18 protein-coding genes and 1 other annotated feature are annotated in these 24,343 nt (G+C 39.0%); of the genes, 2 read left to right on the plus strand and 16 right to left on the minus strand.

Features of this window, described 5'->3' with window-relative positions:
* Positions 1–98: 98 nt before the first annotated feature.
* The 3 genes from UN64_RS00755 to UN64_RS00765 form a co-directional block, all read right to left on the minus strand.
* Entirely contained in the window at positions 99–1,820 is a 1,722-nt protein-coding gene (locus tag UN64_RS00755; RefSeq protein WP_077359208.1) for a sensor domain-containing diguanylate cyclase, read from the minus strand.
* Between the two features lie 102 nt (positions 1,821–1,922).
* Positions 1,923–3,218: a bifunctional folylpolyglutamate synthase/dihydrofolate synthase gene (locus UN64_RS00760; RefSeq protein ID WP_077359209.1), complete on the minus strand. Its 1,296-nt coding sequence runs from the start codon at positions 3,216–3,218 to the stop codon at positions 1,923–1,925.
* A gap of 78 nt (positions 3,219–3,296) precedes the next feature.
* Positions 3,297–5,945 carry a valine--tRNA ligase gene (locus UN64_RS00765; protein ID WP_077359210.1) on the minus strand — a complete coding sequence of 883 codons (2,649 nt, stop codon included), beginning with the start codon at positions 5,943–5,945 and terminating at the stop codon, positions 3,297–3,299.
* Positions 5,946–5,992: 47 nt separating this feature from the next.
* Positions 5,993–6,220: a binding site (T-box leader), on the minus strand.
* Between the two features lie 166 nt (positions 6,221–6,386).
* Between UN64_RS00765 and UN64_RS00770 the strand changes: the two genes are divergently transcribed.
* Positions 6,387–6,581 (plus strand): hypothetical protein, encoded by a 195-nt coding sequence (locus UN64_RS00770; RefSeq protein WP_077359211.1) that lies wholly within the window; start codon positions 6,387–6,389, stop codon positions 6,579–6,581.
* 237 nt (positions 6,582–6,818) lie between these two features.
* Here UN64_RS00770 and ysxE read toward each other — a convergent pair whose 3' ends face one another.
* The 9 genes from ysxE to hemA form a co-directional block, all read right to left on the minus strand.
* On the minus strand, positions 6,819–7,883 hold the full coding sequence (ysxE, locus tag UN64_RS00775) for a spore coat protein YsxE (RefSeq protein ID WP_077359212.1): 1,065 nt from the start codon (positions 7,881–7,883) through the stop codon (positions 6,819–6,821).
* Entirely contained in the window at positions 7,880–8,791 is a 912-nt protein-coding gene (locus UN64_RS00780; RefSeq protein ID WP_077359213.1) for a hypothetical protein, read from the minus strand. Before UN64_RS00780 ends, ysxE begins: the two co-directional genes overlap by 4 nt.
* Before the next feature lie 14 nt (positions 8,792–8,805).
* Positions 8,806–10,272 (minus strand): LysM peptidoglycan-binding domain-containing protein, encoded by a 1,467-nt coding sequence (locus UN64_RS00785; protein ID WP_077359214.1) that lies wholly within the window; start codon positions 10,270–10,272, stop codon positions 8,806–8,808.
* 325 nt (positions 10,273–10,597) lie between these two features.
* Complete coding sequence (gene hemL / locus UN64_RS00790; protein WP_077359215.1) at positions 10,598–11,884, minus strand: glutamate-1-semialdehyde 2,1-aminomutase; 1,287 nt, start codon at positions 11,882–11,884, stop codon at positions 10,598–10,600.
* An 18-nt stretch (positions 11,885–11,902) separates the two neighbouring features.
* Positions 11,903–12,877, minus strand: coding sequence for a porphobilinogen synthase (gene hemB / locus UN64_RS00795; RefSeq protein WP_077359216.1), 975 nt, complete (start codon positions 12,875–12,877; stop codon positions 11,903–11,905).
* Between the two features lies 1 nt (position 12,878).
* The gene (locus UN64_RS00800) at positions 12,879–13,631 is read right to left on the minus strand and encodes a uroporphyrinogen-III synthase (RefSeq protein ID WP_077359217.1); all 753 of its coding nucleotides are present in this window, start codon (positions 13,629–13,631) and stop codon (positions 12,879–12,881) included.
* Complete coding sequence (gene hemC / locus UN64_RS00805; protein WP_077359218.1) at positions 13,631–14,560, minus strand: hydroxymethylbilane synthase; 930 nt, start codon at positions 14,558–14,560, stop codon at positions 13,631–13,633. The genes UN64_RS00800 and hemC overlap by 1 nt, the downstream gene beginning before the upstream one ends.
* A 20-nt stretch (positions 14,561–14,580) precedes the next feature.
* Entirely contained in the window at positions 14,581–15,399 is an 819-nt protein-coding gene (locus tag UN64_RS00810; protein ID WP_077359219.1) for a cytochrome C assembly family protein, read from the minus strand.
* A 37-nt stretch (positions 15,400–15,436) separates the two neighbouring features.
* A complete protein-coding gene (gene hemA / locus UN64_RS00815; protein ID WP_077359220.1) occupies positions 15,437–16,804 on the minus strand; it encodes a glutamyl-tRNA reductase in 1,368 nt (455 codons plus the stop codon).
* A gap of 230 nt (positions 16,805–17,034) precedes the next feature.
* Between hemA and UN64_RS00820 the strand changes: the two genes are divergently transcribed.
* Positions 17,035–17,511 (plus strand): hypothetical protein, encoded by a 477-nt coding sequence (locus tag UN64_RS00820; RefSeq protein WP_077359221.1) that lies wholly within the window; start codon positions 17,035–17,037, stop codon positions 17,509–17,511.
* A 253-nt stretch (positions 17,512–17,764) separates the two neighbouring features.
* Here the strand turns inward: UN64_RS00820 and yihA are convergent, their stop codons facing one another.
* The 4 genes from yihA to clpX all read right to left on the minus strand — a co-directional run bounded on the left by yihA (position 17,765) and on the right by clpX (position 24,121).
* Positions 17,765–18,352, minus strand: a complete 588-nt coding sequence (gene yihA, locus UN64_RS00825; protein ID WP_077359222.1) for a ribosome biogenesis GTP-binding protein YihA/YsxC — start codon at positions 18,350–18,352, stop codon at positions 17,765–17,767.
* On the minus strand, positions 18,349–20,667 hold the full coding sequence (gene lon / locus UN64_RS00830) for an endopeptidase La (protein WP_077359223.1): 2,319 nt from the start codon (positions 20,665–20,667) through the stop codon (positions 18,349–18,351). The genes yihA and lon overlap by 4 nt, the downstream gene beginning before the upstream one ends.
* 140 nt (positions 20,668–20,807) lie before the next feature.
* Complete coding sequence (gene lonB, locus UN64_RS00835) at positions 20,808–22,475, minus strand: ATP-dependent protease LonB (protein ID WP_077359224.1); 1,668 nt, start codon at positions 22,473–22,475, stop codon at positions 20,808–20,810.
* 371 nt (positions 22,476–22,846) lie between these two features.
* Complete coding sequence (gene clpX / locus UN64_RS00840; RefSeq protein WP_066291429.1) at positions 22,847–24,121, minus strand: ATP-dependent protease ATP-binding subunit ClpX; 1,275 nt, start codon at positions 24,119–24,121, stop codon at positions 22,847–22,849.
* Between the last annotated feature and the right edge of the window lie 222 nt (positions 24,122–24,343).

Raw genomic sequence — 24,343 nt, forward strand, 5'->3', positions numbered from 1 at the left:
AATAAACAAAAGTACTTAAAAGCAACAATCTTTTAAAAAAGAGCCTTAAAAAAGAGGCATAAAAAAAGACCCCAGATCAATTCCTGAAGTCTTCACTATTATCCTATATAAGCTGCCACTTTGTTGCGGCCTTGCTGTTTTGCACCTGTATACATGGCTCTGTCGGCATTTCTTATTAATGTTAAAGGGTCTTCTCCTTGATGAGGGGCGGTAGCTACTCCAATACTCGCAGTTATGTATATCTTATGTTTACTCTGATCGGTTAAATCGTTGTGGATTTCAAATCCATTGTCCGAAATCACAGAACGAAGCTGTTCCGCTATTTCTAAACATTCTTTTTCGCCAGATTCAGGCAGAAGAATAATAAATTCTTCCCCGCCATATCGCGCTACTGTTCCTCGTTCACCAATAAAATCCTCCAGCCTTCGAGCGAGCATTATGAGTACATCATTACCGCTTTGATGACCGTACGAATCATTTACTGCTTTAAAATGATCGATATCTAGCAATATAACAGAGAATTGTTTTCTGAAATATTCGTAGTTGTTATACATATTTGCCAGAAGATCCTCAAAGTACCTGTAATTATAGAGACCTGTTAATGGACACTGCTCACTTTTGAGCTTTGTGGATTCATAGTTTCTAGCATTATCAATGGCAACTGCTAAATAGTTTGCTAAAATCTCTAAAATAATCAGGTGATGTTTTTGATAGGCATGTTTTTTCTTAGAAGCAAAAGTAATAATGCCAACAATTTTTTGGTTTCGGATCATAGGAACTGCCACTACAGATTCTGCTTTACTCTGAAAAAAGGTTTCAGATATTTCTCTCCAGGCTTTGATTTTGCAGTATCTTATACTTTTACCTGTAGACCAGACTTTTCCGCTGATCGCTTCATGCTTTTTAATAGGGACAGAAGCTAAAATACCTTCTTCACTTTCATACTTTCTTATAATTTTCAAATGTTCACCCGCATCTGCGTCATAAATAAAGGCAAAATCAACAGACATAAATGCAACAAGTTTTTCAATAAAAATATCTAAAATAGGATTTACTTTTAAATGTTCCGAAAGCTGCTGTCCAATTTCGCTCGCTTTTTGCAAAGAAACATTGATCTGTTCACTCGAATGATAGAGTTTAATGATAAATGAAAGTGATACAAACGGTAGCCCTACATAAAAAATAGCAGGCTGTCCTAATTGGGAGTATAGAACGTAAAGCATCAATCCAACTGGTATAGCAAGGACTTCTGAAACTAGATCCCATAATGCATCTCGTTCAATAAAACGACTGGATTGCTCGTAAAGCACAGTAATAATGAAGTACAATCCAACATGATTCAGTATTAATCCTGTGAGAACATACCCAAACACAGGTATTAAATTGATCGATTCATTTAAGTCAAATGCTCCTGTTTCCCCGCCAAGAAAGTAAAAAACACTCGCTTCGCAAATGATAATCCATGAAAACATAAGCGTATTGGCCATATATCTGTAATACTCTTTGAAAATATGAACTTTAAGTGATAAAAACATAGCAATTACAGATATAAGTGTCATAGATAAAGCAACTGTTAAACCATAGTATAAAAAGACAGCTAAATTTATACCTGACATAAAAGAGATATTTGTATTAAGAACCCTAATAGGAAACATAGAAACAATAATTGCTAAAACCGCAATTATGCCCAAGTCGATCAATTTTAAATCCGGCTGGTTATTGGTCATTTGAACGGCAGTCCACCAAGCCAAAGGGAATAAAATCAGCCATGCAGCTATTACATATTTGCGTTTTCTCATATTGTTCATCTGTGATTCCATGGCTTTTCCCTCCCCTATTAAGGTTTATATACACATCTATTTTACTAGTACATTTATCTTATCTTTTTATTTTATCAAAAGTTCAAAAAATTACAATAAATGTTATTCCATATTCTGAAAACTTTTTCTAACCTCTGAAATAAAGTAAAGAGATCCCGTAATGATCAGAACATCCTCATTTTTGAGTTTCTTCTTTATCTCTTCTAAAGCTGCATTCCAATTAGAGTTTGAATATGACCTTTGAAAAGGACTTTCTTCCTGCAACTGTTCTGCAGACGCTGCTCTCGGAAAATTAAATGTAGTGAAATAAGCCTCATATATAATGTTCTCAAGCTCTATCATCATGTTTTTATAAGCCTTATCATGCAATGCCGCGAACAATAAATAGATCTTTCTGTCTTTATAATGATTTTCAATTGTTTGTTTGAGTGCTTGTATCCCTTGATGGTTGTGAGCACCGTCAATGATTATATCGGGTGAAGAAGAAACTTTTTCAAACCTTCCCGCCCAATTTGCACGAAATAATCCGGTTTTAATTTGTTCGTGATCAATTCTATAAAAATCCTTTTCTGCCAAATATTCAACAGCAGCCAGCGCAAGCCCGGCATTTTTCACCTGATGGATTCCTTTCATCGATATTTCCGCAGAGAAATTTGATTCCTCAAGTCCTGTGTATAAAAACTCTTCTCCCCAGTCAGAACTTTTCATGTGATGGATTGAAAAATGTTTGCCAATTATAAAGGCATCCGAATCCATTGTATTAGCCTTTTTCTTTATCACCTTTAAAGCTTCAATCTGTTCAACGGATGTGATTACCGGCACTTCTTTTTTTATGATCCCTGCTTTTTGAAAGGCAATTTCCTCAATGGTGTTCCCTAAAATCCCCATATGGTCATATCCAATATTTGAAATCAGACTCAAGATCGGTGTAATCACATTTGTGGAATCATATAAACCGCCTAATCCTGTTTCATAAATAACAATATCCGGCTGCTTATCTGCAAAATATAGCAATGATATAACAGTAATCACTTCAAACTCTGTCGGACTTCCCAGTGAGGTTTCAGATAGTTCTTCTACTAATGGTTTAAGCAGTTTTGCGTATTCCAGCAGATCCTGATTTTTAATAGGTATTTTATTAATTGAAACTCTTTCGTTAAAAGTGATGAGGTATGGTGAAGTAAAGGTGCCAACATTGTAGCCAGCTTCATTAAAAATGCTTCGTAAATATTCAACAGTAGATCCTTTTCCGTTTGTTCCGGCAATATGTATACATTTAATTTTCCCCTCAGGGTTCCCTGTTCTTTGCAGCAGCCATTCCACTCTCTTTAATCCTGGCTTTATACCAAACTTCAATAAACCATGTATCCATGTTAATGCTTCATTATAAGAATTCAAATTTAAGCCCGCCTTTCATAACCTAAAAAGAAGGCGAATCCTGCATAAAAAGGATCCGCCTCATAATCATCAATGCTGTTAGCTTTGAAGCTCTTTAATACGTGCCTGAACATTATCATATTTTTCTTGATAATCGCTTTCTTTTGCACGTTCTTCAGCAATAACCTTTTCAGGTGCTTTTTTCATAAAACCTTCGTTGCTTAATTTTTTCTGTACACGCTCTACTTCTTTTGAATATTTTTCTGCTTCTTTTTCAAGACGCTTAACCTCTTCTTCAATATTCAGCAATCCTTCAAGTGGAAGATACATTTCAAGCCCAGTTAAAACAGTACTCATGCTTTTTTCTGGTGCAGAGATCTCATCAGATATTAACAGCTCGCTAGGATTGCAAAAACGTACTAAATAGCTGCGATTTGTATCCAGAGCTTTTAAGATCTCTTTATTTTTCGGCTTGATCTGAAGTTCGATCGGTTTACTCGGTGCAACATTCATTTCTGAGCGTATATTACGAACAGAACGAATCACTTCAGTAACAAGAGCAAATTCATTTGCAGCTTCCGGGAAATGAAGGTCATCTCGTTTTACCGGCCAAGAGGCAACAGTGATAGATTCGCCTTCATGAGGCAGATGCTGCCAGATTTCTTCTGTAATAAACGGCATGAACGGGTGAAGTAATCGAAGTGTCTGATCAAGCACATAAGCCAAAACAGAACGAGTAGTTTTCTTAGCTTCTTCATCTTCTCCATACAGCGGAAGTTTTGCCATCTCGATATACCAGTCACAAAAATCATCCCAGATGAAGTTATAAAGAAGACGTCCAACTTCTCCAAACTCATAAGCATCGATAAGTCTTGTAATGTTTTCTGACGTTTCGTTCAATCGAGTCAGAATCCATTTGTCAGCAAGTGACTTTTTGCCGCTTAAGTCAATCTCATCGTATTGCATGCCATCCATGTTCATAAGTGCAAAACGCGATGCGTTCCAAATTTTATTGGCAAAGTTCCATGTAGACTCAACTTTTTCCCAATAGAATCGAAGGTCGTTTCCTGGAGAACTTCCGGTTGTTAAGAAAAAGCGTAATGCGTCTGCACCGTACTTCTCGATAACATCCATCGGATCAACACCGTTTCCAAGAGACTTACTCATCTTGCGCCCTTCTGAATCACGAACAAGTCCATGGATTAAAACATCATTAAATGGCTTTTGTTCAGTGAACTCAAGCGATTGGAAGATCATTCTTGATACCCAGAACGAAATAATATCATATCCCGTTACAAGGACATTGCCAGGGAAGTAGCGTTTAAGATCAGCCGATTCTTCATCCGGCCAGCCCATTGTTGAAAATGGCCAAAGAGCTGATGAGAACCAAGTATCTAAAACATCTGTATCCTGCTCCCAATTTTCAGGGTCACTAGGTTCTGTCTTTCCAACGTAGATTTCACCTGTTTCTTTATGGAACCAAGCCGGGATACGATGTCCCCACCATAGCTGTCGTGAAATACACCAGTCACGTATGTTTTCAATCCAGCGCATATACGTGTTTTCAAAACGATCTGGTACGAAATTAACTTTGTTTTCGCTGTTTTGAAGCTTGATTGCTTCTTCTGCTAACGGCTTCATTTTTACGAACCATTGTGTAGATAAGTACGGCTCTACAACAGCACCGCTTCTTTCAGAGTGTCCAACCGAATGTATATGCTCTTCAATTTTAAACAGAACTCCTTGATCCTGGAGATCTTTTACAATTTGCTTTCGGCACTCGAAACGGTCAAGCCCTTGATAATTCCCGGCGTTTTCGTTCATCTTTCCGCCTTCGTCCATTACCAAGATACGTTCCAGATTGTGTCTGTTTCCAATCTCAAAGTCGTTCGGGTCATGAGCAGGTGTAATTTTGACTGCACCTGAACCAAATTCCATGTCTACGTAATCATCACCTACGATTTCAATCTCACGTCCAACGATTGGCAAGATTGCTTTCTTGCCGATTAGGTGCTGATAGCGCTCATCTTTCGGATGTACTGCGATAGCTGTATCACCGAGCATTGTTTCAGGGCGAGTTGTAGCTACTTCAATATGTCCAGAACCATCTGCAAGAGGATATTTCATATGATAGAAAGCACCTTGAACGTCCTGGTGAATAACTTCTATATCAGAAAGTGCTGTTTTTGTTTGGGGATCCCAGTTGATGATGTATTCGCCACGATAAATCAGACCTTTTTCATATAGCGTTACAAATACTTCTTTTACCGCTTCTGAAAGGCCCTCGTCTAATGTGAAACGTTCACGGGAGTAGTCTAATCCAAGACCAAGTTTTGCCCATTGCTGACGGATAAATTCAGCATATTCTTCTTTCCATTCCCATGACTTCTCAAGGAACTTTTCACGGCCAAGATCATAGCGGGAAATTCCCTCTTCACGAAGCTTTCCTTCCACCTTTGCTTGAGTTGCAATACCTGCGTGATCCATTCCAGGCAGCCATAAAACATCATAGCCTTGCATGCGTTTTGTACGTGTAAGAATGTCTTGCAATGCAGTATCCCAAGCATGACCAAGGTGAAGCTTTCCAGTAACATTCGGCGGGGGAATTACAATCGTATATGGCTCTTTCTCTTTTTCGCCTTTTGCTTCAAAAAATTTACCCTTCAACCAGAATTCATAACGGTTTTCTTCTGTTGCCTTCGGATCGTACTTTGTCGGCATGGTCAGTTCTTTCTGTTCGTTCGTCATCATTTCTCCTCCTTTTATTGCTAAAAAACAAAAAAAGCCCAATCGTCATAAAGGACGAAAGGACTGTTCCGCGGTACCACCTTAATTTACGGCAAGTTTAAATAAACATGCTGTACTCTTAATTGATAACGGATTTACCGTCTTCTTCTACTTCATTGTTCAAAGAAGATGCTCAAGGGCGACTTCCAACCAACTGGCCTTAAGGATTCTTTCAGCAGATGAATCCTCTCTCTAAAAGGTGTTGCATTTGTACTATTCCCTGTCTACGCACAATATAGAATCTGATTATATTTTATACAAGAGTGCTAATTTTAGTCAATAGGATAACCTTAACTTGTAAAAGTTATTCTATGCACAAAAATATATTTGGTGAAGCCCGTCTTTCACGTCTTTATCCGTGTTGCATAAGTTATTAAAAAGGGGCGAATGGGGGGCTTCTTCTTGGCTCGGAGATATTTTAGGAAAGCCCGCTTTCCTGGCTGGCTTCTAACCGTTAAGAACACAATTAGACAATTAACAGTTCCGCTTATTATCTTTCAGCTGATCCGGACTTTATTATTTCCTTCAGCAGCAGATTTTTTCATAATCTTGATTCTCCTTGCATTGCATTTTGGTTTTGCGAATGATTTTTTCTGATGATTGGTTATGTTTAGAAACTGGAGGGTATATGATAAGTGAACATTGTGAGATGTTGTCGAAGTTTGTTTAAAATTTTTTATGTGTGGAATTAATTCGAATTACCGTTGATAAAATAACAATTACCGTGGATAAATGATTAATTACCCTGTAATAAAACCTGAATATACCCTGTCCCGTATAACACTTGGTCATTTTAAACAGCTCAAATCAAACAAGAAGATCACATATATGGTGCTATATGTGATCTTCTTCATTATTTATATGAATTTTATTTGATGCATTTTCTTCAAAAGCAGGAGGAGGAGCTATCATAATAGCATCACAAAAATCACGTATCTTTTTCATCGCTCTTATTCTGCTTTCAAGTCTGTGCACCAACTCGATTTGAGAAAATTGTGTTCTTTTATTGCTGTATAGATCTACTGCATTAAATACCGGTTCAGGATAGGATAAATAACTAATTAATAATCCTCGTTCTTCATTTAAAAGCGGTACATGTTTCTCATATAAATCTAATAATACCTTTCCTTCTTCAATCGTCCAGTCTCTCTGATGCGCAGCTCTCCTAAAATATACAGCCAAATCTCTTACTGGTGTGTCCAGCACAGCTTTTTCAAAGTTCAGCAGATGGCCTTCCCCTGTAGGATTAAATATCAAATGATTACGGGAAACTTTGCCATGGCACAGGACACTTCTATATCGCTTTTCACGCTGACAAGTATCGTACCAGTCTTTCAATCTTCTTTTCGCTTCTTCAGTCATTCTCATTATTTGATGAAAATGGCTTAAATACGTTAACTCAAAAGGAGACATATACGTTTTCTGCTCAGCTTCCTCCGTAAATCTTTCCATTTCGAACTGCCTGTTTTCCCATCTGTTCATTAAATATTGGTAAGAATGTTCAACGACTTCATTTGAAAAGTCTTGTTCTTTGAGTGTCAGAGCATGCACTTTACCAAGATGATCAAGCAGCACCTCATCCTTTGCTCTTTCATTTCTCTCATCAGATGCGAACCATGGCATGAGGTAATAGGTTTTTGGTCCAAGCTGAACAGTATAGTCACCAAATTTGGTTGGATACAAGGGTACTACTTGATGGAAACCAATTTCTGAAAGCCTTTGAATAACATGTGTGAACCAGCTTCGTTCTTCCTCGTTCATTTCTGCTTCTTTAAGTGCAAAAGTTCCTCTTTTCGTTATGACCTTCTTAACTTTCCCATGACGTTCAAGCTTTTCAGGAAAAAGATCATAATGAAAAAGTACGGGCCCGTAATTTAGTGTCTCCTTTTCCGTTGTCATAGGGCCACCTTCCTTCGTTTTTCATCAAACCATTCAGTAACTGTTTTTAGAAAAGTCCGGTTCGCATCCCAAATGGCTTCGTACATATTCATTCCTTCAACCATCTTTTCTAAACTGGTGTTGTCTAATCGATTAAGACAATCAGTTAGTTCCCACGGTGTTGTAATTTCGGCTAACAAGAGCAGCCCATTATCACCACTTAACGGGAATATACGATCAATCTCTGTCAGAAGCATTTTTAATGACAAGGGTGAATTGTGTTCCAGCCATTCGAATAAAAAATTACGTATCGGTAGGTAGCTTTGTACCGGTTTGGAATCACCACCTTGGTAAAATAAAAAGTGAAAGATTCGTTTTCCATTGGCAATACATATTTCTTTCTCCAAAATCGGTACTTGTGTGTTTTGAACTTTTTTATGAAGCGCATCCGCAAAACGAAGCCTCTTTTTTGCTTCGGCTAAACTTGTATTTAAAATTTGGAAAGTTCCATCTGTGTAATTTTGAGCTAGTTCCAAGCAATGATTATAATCAAATACAGGGTATTCAACAGATAGATCTTTTCTATAGTTTCCTTGTACAGAAGCTGTTAAAAGCTGACCAATAAACTGTCCCCACCGTTCTACTTCTTCACAGCCAAAAAGTGTCTCTGCATAGTCATGAAGGGTAATCCAGTGCTTGCCATCAAACACTGCTGATTCTCCGTCTCTTGTTCGGATCATTCTGTCAGGAACGGCGCTAGAGCCTTTTGAAGACTCATCGCGCCATCTGACATGCCATTTTAGCATCTCTTCATCTTTCCAATACCTTAATCGTTTCTCACCAAAATCTGTCATGATAATATGAGGCTCCTGCTTCCATCTTACCCCATATAAATCATATTCATTTTCTAAGAGGTTAATGAGCCCCATGGCAGCACCTCATTTTAGCGTGAACTAACAGGTATATAGATAATTTGCCCTTCAGATACTTCACCCTGCTGCAATTGATTCATGCGCATCAGCGTATTAAGGGAGATATCATACCTTTCGCAAATATGTTCTAAAGAATCTCCGCGCTGAAGAATATACATTCTCATTTTTGAGAAGCGATCTTCTTTTCCTGACAGCATCTTTGTTAAATACAAGGCATTTTCATCCCTAGGTTCATCCTCTTCCCGTTCGGCTTGCTCTTCTTGTTCTTCGTAGCTGCTGGCTTCTGCTTCATATTCATATGACTGATCTTGTTCTTCTGTATACTGATAGCTTTGATCATCGTAATTCTGTTCATCATGATACGCTTGTTCTCCATACTCTTCAGCATTATATGGACGATCTCCGTATTCTTGCGTCTGATACTCCTGATAATTGTTTTCTTGCGCCGAGTAAGATTGCTGCTGCTGATACGGATTATATTCATATGGTCTTTCTTGCTGCTGGTAGGATTGCTGATTCTGATAAGGGTTCTGCTGATAATTATAGGCATCTTGAGCGTGATAATTCTGCTCTGCATACAGCTGATCATCATTCACATACTCCTGCTCATCTGAATGGCTCTCATTATAAACAGATTCTTCATGAGCGTCTTCATATTCCGGCAGGTAATGTTCCTCAGTTTCTTGTTCTTCTGCTTCTTCCTCATTATTCGAATTCCTCATATCCTCATTAGAGAAGGCAATTGATTTTAACGAATCAAAGGTAGCATCCATTGTTGTATCATCTATTTCTTCAAAATGCGGTTTGAATTCAAAAGATGTTTTCTTCTCAGATCGGACTTCAGAGGCTTCCTCTCTAAAACTTGCTTGAAATTCATTTTGTTGTGGCTGAGAAGGTACTCCTCCACTTTGGCGAGCTTCAAATTGAAAAGGAGTAAATATCTCTGACTTTTCTTCATTTTGGTCAGAACGTTCCTCAACAGCAGAACGTACTGTCTCTTTAGGCAGTTCAAAGGCTTGACTTTCCTGGCGCTGTTTTTCATCTTTTATTCCAAAAATACAGATTGATGCTGAAAGTTCAAAGCAAGTCGAGTTAGGAAGTTCATATTCAAAAGACTCTACTTCAACTTTTACCTGGTTTGAATCTTCAACACGGTAAGATGGAATCGTAATGTCAACAGGAAAGCGATGAACCAGTTCTGTAACCCCATCTTCTGCAACATTCAGCTGAGTAAGGGAACGATATGAAACACCTTCTGATAAAGGATTCCCTTCTAAATTTGACCCGCTGTTTTCATCCTGTTTTTCTCCACGGTATTTACCGTTTAAAATCAGAGCTCCCTTGATATAAACCTGTCCGGCTTCCTCACTGATGTTTATTTCAGGATTAAGTGACATCGACAAAACTTCAGCTACTTCCTGTCCTTTCTTAAGCCAAACAGACTCCTCAATGGAGAAACGCAGCTTCGATTGACTCATGCCCTTCTCCTCCTTTCAGGTTGCATATAGTTATACAATATAGGTGTATGAGAGAACAGGACGAAATATGATTCAGAGTTCAATCAGTAAAAATAAAAATAGCGTCCGTTTTGATAAACGGACGCTATTTCGCATAAATTGTAGCTATTGAAAGTAGTTGATTTCTGCTCCAGGTTGCTCGCTTTCCACGGGGCGTGCGGTGAGCTTCCTCGTCGCATACCTAGCGAGAAGCTTCCCAGGTGGCAGGCACGCACCTTGCGCTCCAATCAACTTGCATTTGGTGAGTAAAGAAACAAACAAAAGCAACAATCTTTTAGAAAACAGCCTATTTCAATAATGAAAAAGCTTTTCTGAATGCATCAACTGTCTTGTTAATATCTTCTTCAGTATGTGCAGTTGATAAGAATAACCCTTCAAATTGCGAAGGAGGAAGAGAAATCCCTTCATGCAGCATTGTGCGGAAACAAGAATTAAAATGATCCAAGTTTGATAATTTAGCGGTTTCGTAGTTAATTACATCTTGATTAGTAAAGAAGAAACCAATCATGCTACCTGCCCGGTTGATCGTATGGTCGATCCCGTAATGTTCTGCTGCTTCAGATATTCCTGAAGCAAGCTGATCACCAAGCTTTTTAAAATAATCATAGCTTTCTTTTGTCAACTGAGAAAGAGTAGCATAACCTGCAGCCATGGCTAATGGATTTCCAGACAAAGTTCCAGCCTGATAAATAGGTCCGCTAGGTGCAATTTGCTGCATGATTTCACGCTTGCCTCCGTAAGCCCCTACTGGCAATCCTCCGCCTATTACTTTTCCTAAACATGTAAGGTCAGGTGTTACACCAAAATAACCCTGTGCACATTCATAATCCACACGGAATCCTGTCATAACTTCATCAAAGATTAATAGTGAGCCATGCTGTTCAGTCATTTTGCGGACACCCTCAAGGAATCCTTTTTGTGGAGGAACAACTCCCATGTTTCCAGCTACAGGCTCAACGATTACGCAGGCAATATCCTCTCCGAATTGATCGAATGCAATCTGCAGACTTTCTAGATCATTGTACGGAACAGTGATCGTATTCTGTGCTATCCCTTCAGGTACACCTGGAGAATCCGGCAGGCCAAGTGTGGCGACACCTGAGCCTGCTTTGATCAGCAATGAGTCGCCATGACCATGGTAACAGCCCTCAAACTTTACTATCTTGCTTCTTCCTGTATATCCTCGAGCAAGACGAAGTGCGCTCATCGTTGCCTCTGTTCCGGAGTTGACCATACGAACCACTTCTATAGAGGGAACACGGTCAATAACAAGCTTCGCCAGTTTCGTTTCCATCTCGTTAGGAGCTCCAAAGCTAGTTCCTCGTTCAGCAGTCTCTTTAAGAGCTTTTACCACTGTTTCATCTGCATGACCTAAAATTAATGGCCCCCAGGATAGAACGTAATCAATATATTCATTTCCATCGATATCATAAATTTTAGATCCTTTGCCGCGTTCCATAAATACAGGATCCATATTCACTGATTTAAAAGCACGTACAGGACTGTTTACGCCGCCAGGCATATATTCCTTTGCTTCTTTGAACGCAGCGATTGATTTTTCAAAGTTTCTCATATTGACACCCTCTCCTGTTTAATGGTTATTTTTCAGCCATCTTGCTGCATCTTTAGCAAAATATGTGATGATGAGATCTGCTCCAGCTCTTTTCATAGAAATTAATTTTTCTAGGACGATACTTTTTTCATCTACCCAGCCATTTATGGCTGCTGCTTTAATCATTGAATATTCACCGCTCACGTTATAAGCAACAAGAGGAAGTGGATATCTATCCTTTAATTCACGAAGAATGTCCAAATACGAAAGTGCTGGTTTAACCATCAAGAAGTCCGCTCCTTCAGCAATGTCTGACTCTGCTTCACGAAGAGCTTCCAGGCGGTTTGCAGGATCCATTTGATAGGTTTTTCTGTCACCAAACTGCGGTGTGCTATGTGCAGCATCACGAAACGGACCGTAAAAAGATGAAGCATACTTTACTGCATAAGACATAATCGGAATTTCTGTATAACCCGCTTCATCCAACCCTTCTCTTATCGCTGCAACAAACCCGTCCATCATATTAGAAGGAGCTATAATATCAGCTCCTGCTTCTGCTTGAGAAACTGCTGTTTTTGCCAATAGTTTAAGGGTTTCGTCGTTAAGTACATAGCCGTTCTCAATAACTCCGCAATGGCCATGATCTGTAAACTGACAAAGACAAGTATCTGCGATAACAGTTAGAGAGGGTGCAATCTCTTTAATCAGCCGAATGGCTTTTTGTACAATCCCGTTATGGTCATATGCAGAACTGCCGCATTCATCTTTCTCACCAGGTACACCGAAAGCAATAATAGATTGAATACCTAGGCTTTCAACTTCTTTAATTTCTTCTTCTAATAAATCAAGTGAAAGATGATAAACGCCTGGCATTGAAGGCACTTCTTTCTTAACATTTTCACCCTCTACAAAAAATAGTGGATAAATAAAATCTGATACATACAGATGTGTTTCTCGTACAAGTGAACGCATTGAGGCAGTTCTTCTTAAACGGCGATGACGCTGGAAATTCATACTAGCTTCCTCCTTGAAAATAATTTGCAGCAAGTTTCACCATGTCCTCAGCTGTATATCTTTCAGGCATAAAAACATGTTGGAACCCTATCTCAAGAGCTGCTTGTTTTGTAGTCGGTCCAATACAAAAAGCAGGGGTTTTCAAAATCCTGCTGTTTTGTTTCTTTTCATAATTCGAAGTCATAAATGAGACAGCAGAAGGACTTAAGAAAAAGAAGCAATCCGCTTTTAAGACTAAACCCCAATCAACGTCCTCAGCGGGTTTTGTCTCGTAGACAACCAGTTCTTCCACTTCTGCATTATCTTTTAGTTGATCTTTAATGTAAGAAGGAGCGAGACTTCCCTTTGGAAAAAGTACATTTTCTCCAACTTTAATTTCTCTTTTTAAAAGTTCAACTAGTGCTTCAGCATCATACCGCTTCGGAACTAGGATTGAATCGATTCCTCGCTCATGTAACGCTTGCGCAGTTTTCTCTCCAACTGCAGCAAATTTATGATGATCAAACGATAAATTATAATCTTTGATAATACTAAAAAAATGATCAACACCATTCTTGCTGGTGAAAATTATCCACTTAAAGCGGGATATGTGATGGATCGAAAACACATTATCCGTTCCTGTTATTGTCACAACCGGAAAAGGGAGCGGGATGCCCCCTTCTTCTTTAATTAGTGATAGTAATGAATCTGCTTGCTCTTTAGGCCGGGTAACAAGTACAGTTTTACCTGCTAATGGACCTTCTGTTGTCTTCATTAAATATCCAGGTCCTTTTTCACATCATCAAGAATCTTTTTTGCACCGATTTCTTTTAATTCCTGAGCGAGTTCAACCCCTACCTGTTGAGGGTCTTTTCCTGTTTTCACTTCTTTTAGTACTTTTTTTCCTGAAGGATCTGCAACTAGCCCTGTTAATGTAACTTCATCATTGGTTAGAGTTGCGTATGCAGCGATAGGTACTTGGCATCCGCCTTCTAAAGTATCCAAGAATGCCCGCTCCGCCAGAACGGTCTGAAATGTATACGAGTCATTTAAAGTGGCTAATAACTCTTTTACTTCATCATCTTCACTTCTGCATTCAATCGCAAGCGATCCTTGTCCTACTGCAGGTAAACAAAGATCTGTATCCAGAAATTCCGTTACAACATTCTTAGACCAGCCCATTCTCTCTAATCCAGCAGCAGCAAGGATAATAGCATCAAATTCACCAGATTTCAGCTTTTCCAATCGAGTATCAATATTTCCTCGAATAGATTTAATAGATAAATCAGGGCGAGTATGTAAAAGCTGTGCCGCTCTTCTTAAAGAACTTGTTCCAACAACTGCACCTTCTGGCAATTCACGCAAAGAAGAATATTTTTCAGAAATAAGAGCATCTCGCGGATCTACACGTTTAGGCGTACAAGCGATCTCTAGACCTTCTGGCAGAGCTGCTGGCATATCCTTCATACTATGGACTGCGATATCAATCTCTTTATCTAACATAGCTTGCTCAATTTCTTTTACAAAAAGACCTTTTCCGCCTACTTTAGATAAGGTAACGTCTAAGATGACATCACCTTTTGTTACAATCTCTTTTACTTCAAACTCAAAAGGAAGACCGGTGTTCTTTAGCTGGTCGATAACCCAGTTCGTCTGAGTAAGAGCCAGTTTACTTCTTCTTGAACCTACTATTATTTTTCTCATTTTATAAAACTCCTATCTCTTTACTTATACCAAAGATGAAACTCAGTAAATGTAGATGCTAAAAAGTAATTTATAAGGACTACTAGAAAGGCTGCTGTGTTCCAGAGAGCAAGGGTTTTACCTTGAACACCCCTGGCTACTTTTTGATATAAGTAAGTGCTGTAAACCAAAAGTACGATAAACGATGAGATTACTTTCACATCAAGAAGTGTAAAGTTATTTATCTTCCAGAATGCCCATATCACGCCTAATATTAAACTAAGCAGCAGCAGCGGAACACCTACTGTATTTAAACGGAACGAAAGCTTTTCGAGATAAGAAAGACTTCCGAAGCGCTGAAGCCGTTTACTCCATTTTTTCTTTTTAAGCATACCGTGCTGAATTAAATACATAAAAGAAAAAATAAAAGATAAAGAGAAAGCCCCATATGATATAAAAGCCATCGTAATATGAATGATTAATAGTTCTGAAAAGAGCTGTTTTTCAATAACTGCACTTGCTTGACCGGTTGGTGCAAATAAATGTATGGAAACGAGCAAAAAACCAAGTACGTTCGTAAAAAACACGAGGAAGTCGACTCTGAAAAACCTACTCATTACAACAGAAAAAGTAACAAGTATCCAAGCATAAAAAAACAGGCCTTCTGACGGTGTTAAGATTGGAAACCGCTGATCTTCCAGCATCCGTAACACAAAGAAGACCGTTTGCAGTACCCAGACAATAGAAAGCAACCAGAAAGCAAACTGGTTCGCTTTCCGGTTGTTTTGAAGAAAATCTATAAAATATCCCGTGATGCTTAGTGCATATAAGACAATTGTAAGATCATATATCCAATTCATTTTGCTCACACTCCATGAGCCCGAGGGAAACAATAAGTTATGTTCTTGCCGTAAAAGGATTGACAGCCTCATCAGCTAATGATGCTTTGTCTTCTCTGTTTGCAGCAAAACCTGTTTCCGACTGCTTTTGTTTATCCAAATAATCTTCCAATGCAAAAATCTCAGTAAATAACTGCAGCTGCTCTTCTGCATCAGCTTGTCCAGCTATTTCTTTAGCTCTCGTAACAGGATCACGCAAAAGCTGGTTTACAATACTCTTTGTATGTTTGCTTAAAATCTTTTTCTCTCGATCTGTTAAATCAGGCATTTTGCGTTCAATACTCTGCATCGTTTCAGCTTGGATGTTCAATGCCTTCTCACGAAGAGCAGAAATCAAAGGTACTACACCAAGCATTGATATCCAAGATTGAAAATCAACGATTTCTGATTCAATGAGAATCTCAATCTTTTCCGCTTCTTTTTTTCGCTCTGCCAAGTTTGATTCAACGATTCCTTCTAAATCATCAATATCGTATAAGAAAACGCTGTCCATATCATGCAATGCAGGATCTAAATCCCTCGGAACCGCAATGTCCACCATAAACAGCGGAAGCCCTTTTCGTTTCTTAATAGCAGGCGCAGCCATTTCTTTTGTGATAACAAAATCACTTGCTCCTGTAGATGAGATAACAATGTCCGCTTTCACTAGCAGTTTATCTAAATCGTTAAAAGGGTGAGCGACACCATGAAACTTTTCTGCTACTTCTTTTGCTTTTTCGAATGTGCGGTTAATTACCAGCACTTCATTGCCGCCGCTGGCATGAAGGTGCTTAGCCGTTAACTCGCCCATTTTCCCTGCGCCAACGATCAAAATCGTCTTATTCTGCAGTCCGCCAAAGATTTTCTTTGCAAGTTCAACAGCTGCGTAGCTGACTGAAACTGCATTTTCGCCAATATCAGTTTCGGAATGGCATTTTTTCGCAAATGTTATTGCTTGCTTCATTAATTTATTAAAAATGGTACCTGTAGCCGATAGCTTTTGTGATTCAAGAAAGCTGTCTTTTACCTGTCCAAGAATTTGAGTCTCTCCGATTACCATCGAATCCAAGCCAGCTGATACACGGAATAAATGCTCTACAGCTGCTTCACCGTCTCTTATGCTTAAAAAAGGAGAAAGTTCTTCTTTTTCAATGTTAAACCAATCTGCTAAAAACGATTTGATGTAGTATCTTCCTGTGTGAAGCTGATCAGCAACCGCATAAATTTCAGTACGGTTACAGGTAGAAACGATTACACATTCAAGTATACTTTTTTGTTTGCGGAGTAAAGAAATCGCATCCTGTATTTCAGCGGGCTGAAACGCAACTTTTTCCCTGATTTCCACGGGAGCCGTTTTGTAATTAAGTCCTACCACTAAGATATGCATGCGCTCACCTCCTTTTTATGTATGTTTTCTATGTTCATTATACCATGGACAAAAATGCAAATTGCCGGTATATTGTGAACAGAATTTAAACGTTTATGCTATGATAGGGTTATTAATTTAAGGTATGTAACCGTCTTAGGATTTCCTGAATTTCTAAAACTTAGCACCATTATTTAAAATAACAAATTTCGACCAAATTAGCAAAGGTTATACGCAATATTGGAGGACTTATGAAACAACAGAGCAAATTCAGCGGATTTATATTAATTGGTATCGGTTTATTCTTTTTTGCAATTCAGATGAATATTGAAATGATACAGCCTTATCTGACCTGGCCAACTTTGATTCTAATTATTGGACTGGCACTTCTAATGCAAGCAGGTTCAGGAAAAGACCCAGCAAGTCTGTTTTCAGGTGTTTTCCTAACAGGACTCGGCATCCATTTTCATGCTGTTTCAAAAATTCCTTCCTGGCCAGAGCCGCTGCAAATGATAACATTGCTTACAGGGATTGCTTTCTTAATCCAGTATAAAAAGGCGAAAGAGGGTCTTATACCTGGACTATTGTTAACTAGTTTGTCACTTTGGCTTATCTTTTTTAACCATAATACCCCTTCTGTAGAGAATATATTTGCGAAAGCAGAGAATTTCTGGCCGATCATCCTAATGGTTCTAGGAGCCTATTTCATATTTTTCAAGAAAAAATAAAAGCAGCGTTCCTGTAGAGGAACGCTGCTTTTATTCTTTTGGCTATTGTTAGCTATGTAAAGATGTTGATTTCCGCTCCAGGTGCTCGCTTTCCGCGGGGCGTGCGGTGAGCCCCCTAGGCTCTTCAAGCCTCCAGGGTCTCACCTGTCCCGCTAGTCCCGCAAGAGTCTCGCACCTTGCACTCCAATCAACTAGTCAATGAAGCGTACTCAACAAAACGTTCAAAAGTAGCAACCTCTTAGAAAACAGCCTTTTATTTTGTTAAATAAGAGTTCAGAATTCCCCAAGCTTCGTCTTTCCCGTGACCTGTTTCAGAAGAAAAAAGAACGATCTTGTCGGTTGGATCCATGTTTAATGTTTCTTTTACTACCTTTTTGTGCTTATCCCATTTTCCTTTTGGAATTTTATCACTTTTGGTAGCCACAACGATAACGGGCAGTTCGTGATATTTAAGCCAATCATACATTAAACAATCATCCTTTGAAGGAGGATGTCTAAGATCGACAAGCTGAACAACCGCTTTCAGCTGATCCCTTTCAACAAGGTATTGTTCGATCATCTTGCCCCAAGCTTCTCTTTCCGTCTTAGAAACTTTAGCAAATCCATAGCCTGGCACATCTACAAAATAAAAGCTTTCATTTAAAATATAAAAATTAAGAGTTTGCGTTTTTCCTGGCTTTGAAGAAGTACGCGCCAAATTTTTACGGTGGATCATTTTATTGATAAAGGAAGATTTCCCTACGTTTGAACGGCCTGCCAATGCAATTTCCGGAAGATTACCTTCCGGATATTGTTTAGGACCTACCGCTGATATGACGATCTCTGCTGTATTTACTTTCACTTTTCATCACCTGCTAATGCTACTTTTAACACTTCATCCAAGTGAGAGACAAGAATAAATGAAAGACCTTCTTTTACAGTCTCCGGAATTTCTTCAATATCCTTTTCATTCTCTTTAGGAAGAATGATCGTCTTTATCCCCGCTCGGTGTGCGCTTAAAGATTTTTCTTTCAAACCGCCAATAGGCAGAACACGCCCTCTTAGCGTAATCTCGCCTGTCATGCCAACATCACGCCTGACCGCTCTCTTTGTAAGGGCAGAAACAAGGGCAGTGGCAATTGTAATCCCTGCAGAAGGTCCATCTTTTGGAGTAGCACCTTCTGGAACATGAATATGAATATCTGTTTTTTCGTAAAAGTCTGGAGCAATCCCCAATTCTTCTACTTTCGTACGTACATAACTCAATGCTGCTTGTGCAGATTCTTTCATGACATCGCCTAGCTTACCAGTTAAAATAAGCTTGCCTTTTCCAGGAGACAGGGCAACTTCAATAGAAAGTGTATCTCCGCCTGCTGTAGTATAGGCTAATCCTGTAGCTGCTCCAATCTGATCTTCAAGCTCAGCCTGACCATATCGGAAACGAGGTTTTCCAAGGTAATCTTCAATGTTTTTTGCAGATAAGATAACCTTTTTCTTTTCAGACGATACAATCTGTTTAGCAGCCTTTCTGCATAGACCAGCAATCTGACGCTCTAGATTACGTACACCAGCTTCACGTGTGTAATTACGTACGAGCTTTAAAATACAATCATCCTTGAACTGAATCTGGCTCTTTTTAAGACCATGCTCTTTTAACTGTTTAGGAATCAAGTGATTTTTGGAGATATGAAGCTTTTCAACTTCTGTATATCCGGCAATCGAAATAACTTCCATTCTGTCTAATAGCGGTCCAGGAATCGTAGAAAGCGAGTTTGCAGTTGTCACAAACATTACTTTTGATAGATCATACGGCTCTTCGATGTAGTGATCACTAAATGTGCTGTTTTGCTCAGGATCCAACACTTCAAGCATTGCTGAAGATGGGTCACCTCTAAAATCACTCGACATCTTATCGATTTCATCCAGCAAAAACACAGGATTTACTGTTCCAGCTTTCTTCATTCCTTGAATGAGTCTGCCAGGCATTGCCCCTACATATGTTCTGCGGTGGCCTCTGATCTCGGCTTCATCCCTGACTCCGCCTAAAGAGATTCTAACAAAGTTGCGGCCGATGGCACGGGCAATAGAACGCGCTAAAGAAGTTTTACCAACTCCTGGCGGTCCTACAAGGCAGAGGATAGGACCTTTTAAAGAATTCGTCAATTTTTGGACAGCTAAATACTCTAAAACACGATCCTTCACTTTTTCAAGCCCGTAATGGTCTTCATTCAGAACTGTTTCAGCATGCGGGATATCCAGATTATCTACAGTTTCTTGTTTCCAAGGCAAGTTCACAAGCCACTCAATATAAGTCCGGATTACAGAACTTTCCGCAGAAGAATTAGGCATTTTTTCATAACGGTCTAATTCTTTCTTTGCAATCTCCATAACGTTTTCAGGCATATCAGACGCTTCGATTCGTTCTTTTAATGAGCTGACTTCACCTATCTTGCCTTCTTTGTCTCCCAATTCCTTCTGAATGGCCTTCATCTGCTCGCGCAAATAATATTCTTTTTGCGTTTTTTCCATCGCCTTTTTAACCCGCTGGCCAATTTTCTTTTCAAGTCCAAGCACTTCTTTTTCGTTATTTAATAGTGCCAGCAAGTGTTCGAGTCTATCCTTAACATTAAAGATCTCTAGAATCTTTTGTTTTTCTTTAATCTTCAAGGAAAGATGTGAAGAAATAACGTCAGCAAGTCTGCCAGGTTCTGTTATATCTTGTACAGACGCCAAGGTTTCAGGAGTTACTTTTTTAGAAAGGTTTATGTATTGTTCAAATTGCGCCAAAACTGCTCGCATCAACGCTTCCGTTTCAGCTTCTTTCTCTTCCACATCATCTGTTAGCTCTATTTCTACTTCAACATGTGTCTTTTCATCCATAAAAGAAGTAATTTTTCCACGTTGAATACCTTCTACCAATACTCTAATCGTGCCATTAGGCAGTTTAAGCATCTGATTGACTTTTGATAAAGTCCCGACATTGTAAATTTCCTCTTCAGCTGGATCTTCGATAGAAACTTCCTTTTGTGTTGAAAGAAAAATCATCTGGTCATCGAGCATCACTTTTTCAAGTGCTTGAATCGACTTTTCTCTTCCAACATCCAAATGAAGCACCATTGTCGGATAGACCAACAATCCGCGTAGAGGGAGGAGCGGAAGAACTCGTTTTTCCCCCATTAAAAACACCTCCGAAAACTACTGTGTAATCATTATTTATATGCATAGTCTTTGTACAATTCTACCGATAATGCTTAACTTTGTCTAATGTTTGCTATCCGGAAACTTTTATTAAACAAAAAAGAAACCCCTTCTTCTCCTTAAACTGAAGAAGGAGGGGAATTTAAAGCGGCTGAAGCAGGAATTGATTCTTCAGTGCTGTCATCTAGAAACACATATTGAAACACTTCTGAGAGTTTTTTTACCGGAATAATTTCTACATCTTCTATGCTCTCAAATATCTTTTGATTGTTCTCAAATGGTATAAGCACACGTTTTGCTCCAGCATCCTTGGCAGCTAATATTTTTGCCATAACTCCGCCAACTGGCTTTACTTTCCCATGAATACTTATCTCACCTGTCATGGCTACTTCATGATCAACACGCACTTTATGGATTGCAGAATAGATGGAAGAAGCAATCGCGATACCTGCAGATGGACCATCCACTGGACCACCTCCAGGGAAGTTCACATGAATGTCGTACATGGAAGCATCAACACCCATAAATCGAAGGACTGTTATAACATTTTCAACAGATCCTTTAGCCATACTTTTTCTTCGAATAGACTTAGACTGATTACCGATGCTCTCTTCTTCAGCAATTCCTGTAATCGTAATGGATCCTTGCTTCTTGGCTGGAAGTACTGTTGTTTCTATTTCAAGAAGCGCACCGCTTGTCGGACCGTAAACCGCCAGTCCATTTACTAAACCGACTTTCGGTTTACTGCCAATCTTTCTCTCAGGTCTAGGTGCCATTCTGCTTGAATGAGTAACCCATTCGACGTCACCTTTTGTAATGCTCTTCCGCTGTTCTGTAATAGCCAGCCCGGCAGCAATTTGAATCATATTCACTGCCTCACGTCCGTTTTTAGCATATTGTGCCATATATTTTAAAGACTCATCGTCAATACCAAGCTGTATTTTATCTGCTGCACGTTTGGCGATCTGCTCTATTTCCATGGGTTGAAGCTCTCTAAAAAAGACTTCGAGACATCTTGAACGGATTGCTGGAGGAATCTCATCCGGCATACGAGTAGTGGCACCGATCATTCTAAAATCAGCCGGAAGTCCATTCTGAAAAATATCATGAATATGGTGCGGTATGTTTGCATTTTCTTCTGAATAATAAGCACTTTCAAGAAATACTTTGCGATCTTCTAATACTTTTAATAGTTTGTTCATCTGAATAGGATGCAGTTCTCCTATCTCATCAATAAATAGAACACCGCCATGTGCATTTGTTACAGCACCTTGTTTTGGCTGAGGTATACCTGCTTGCCCCATTGCACCTGCCCCTTGATAAATAGGGTCATGAACGGAACCAATGAGCGGATCAGCTATTCCGCGTTCATCAAATCGTGCTGTCGTTGCGTCTAATTCTACAAATACTGCTGTTGAACGAAATGGCGACGTTTTATTCCTTTTTGCCTCTTCAAGAACTAATCTTGCTGCCGCCGTCTTACCAACCCCTGGCGGTCCATATACGATCACGTGCTGTGGATTAGGACCGCATAATGCTGCTTTTAACGCCTTTATGCCATCTTCTTGGCCAATAATATCTTCAAATTTGCCTGGACGCACCCGTTCAGACAATGGTTCAGAGAGTGTGATAGACCGCAGTCTTCTTAGTTGTTCCATCTCTTTTCTTGATTCTTTATCTACGCTCACTTTTTGAGACCGCTGGTTTCGCAGCAAGTTCCAAAAATACAGACCTATTATAATCCCAAAGAATAATTGAATGATTAACGCTATCCCTGTCCAGTTCATCGTTTTCCTCCCGATACATATGTAGTGATAACCATAGTATCTCCGAGGATATAAGGACCTAAACGGTAATAATGTTAAAACAAATTTTGTTAATATGGAAGTTTGCGTGTAGATGGAAATAAATTTAGAAGTTATGACGTAAAAGAGACAAGCTCATTCTATAAATTTCTAATTACGAGCCTTCGAAAAAAAACTTATGAGCCTTAAAAAAGTTTTATGGTCCGTAAAAGTTTATTTATGGTCTTTAAAAAAAATTTTGATCCTTCGTTCCATTTTAATAAATTTGATTTGGTTTAGCCGATGAAATATGGCAAAGAAAAAAAGACTGACTCAATCAGCCGTTAAATTAACAGCCAATGAGCCAGCCTCTATTAAGCACTCTCTTTAGGAGTTTCTTTTGATTGTTCGATAACGGTACCATCTTCAAGTTCTAAAGTTGGTGGAACCTTATCAGAAATAGTTTCTTTTGTAACAATACATTTTACAACATCTTCGCGAGAAGGAAGCTCAAACATTACATCAAGCATGACACCTTCAATAATCGAACGAAGTCCCCGCGCACCTGTTTTGCGTTCAATGGCTTGAGCTGAAATCTCACGAAGCGCTTCATCTGTAAACTCAAGCTCTACTCCATCGATATCTAAAAGTTTTTGATATTGTTTTACCAGTGCATTTTTAGGTTTTGTCAGGATTTCAATAAGTGCATCTTCATCCAATGGATTCAAGTTAGAGATTACTGGCAAACGGCCGATAAACTCTGGGATTAATCCAAAACGAAGTAAATCTTCAGGAAGTACTTTAGATAAGTATTCGCCTGCTTTTAAATCTGCTTGTTTTGAATCTGAACTGAACCCAATAACTTTTTTACCTAAACGGCGTTTAATAATTTGCTCGATTCCATCGAATGCTCCGCCACAGATGAACAGAATATTCGTAGTATCGATTTGGATGAATTCTTGATGTGGGTGTTTTCTTCCGCCTTGCGGAGGAACACTCGCAACAGTGCCTTCTAAAATTTTAAGAAGGGCTTGCTGCACACCTTCACCGGAAACATCACGTGTAATTGATGGATTTTCTGATTTACGTGCAATCTTATCGATCTCATCAATGTAAATGATTCCTTTTTCTGCTTTTTCAACATCATAATCAGCAGACTGAATTAATTTAAGAAGGATGTTTTCTACGTCCTCACCTACATAACCAGCTTCTGTTAAAGATGTTGCATCAGCGATAGCAAAAGGCACGTTCAATATTCGTGCTAAAGTCTGCGCAAGAAGCGTTTTTCCGCTTCCTGTCGGTCCGATCATAGCGATGTTACTTTTTGCCAGTTCAACTTCATCTGATTTTTGAGATGAGTTGATTCTCTTATAATGATTGTAAACGGCTACAGAAAGCGATTTCTTCGCCTGATCCTGACCGATTACGTACTCATCGAGAATTTTACGGATTTCTACTGGTTTTGGTACTTCTTTTAGTTCTACATCCTCTTCTGTACCTAATTCTTCTTCTACAATTTCAGTACAGAGTTCGATACATTCATCACAAATATATACACCTGGTCCAGCAACCAGTTTTCTAACTTGATCTTGTGTTTTACCACAGAAAGAACACTTCAATTGCCCTTTTTCATCATTAAATTTAAACAATGATATCACCCCTAAAACGATAATATGGATGAAACGCTTGACCTTTTTTGCAACTTCTATAGTACAGGTCTGTATTTATTTCTACTGCTTAAGCATTCCGTTGATTATAATGGATTGTATCACACTTCCATTATAAAACGGAAATAAAAACCCTTATTCAATATGTATGGTATGGCTCTATATAAGTATGAACAATCCTGCGTGTTTTAAAACCTATTTTTC

It is taken from the genome of Fictibacillus arsenicus (genome assembly GCF_001999465.1).
GTDB lineage: Bacteria > Bacillota > Bacilli > Bacillales > Fictibacillaceae > Fictibacillus > Fictibacillus arsenicus.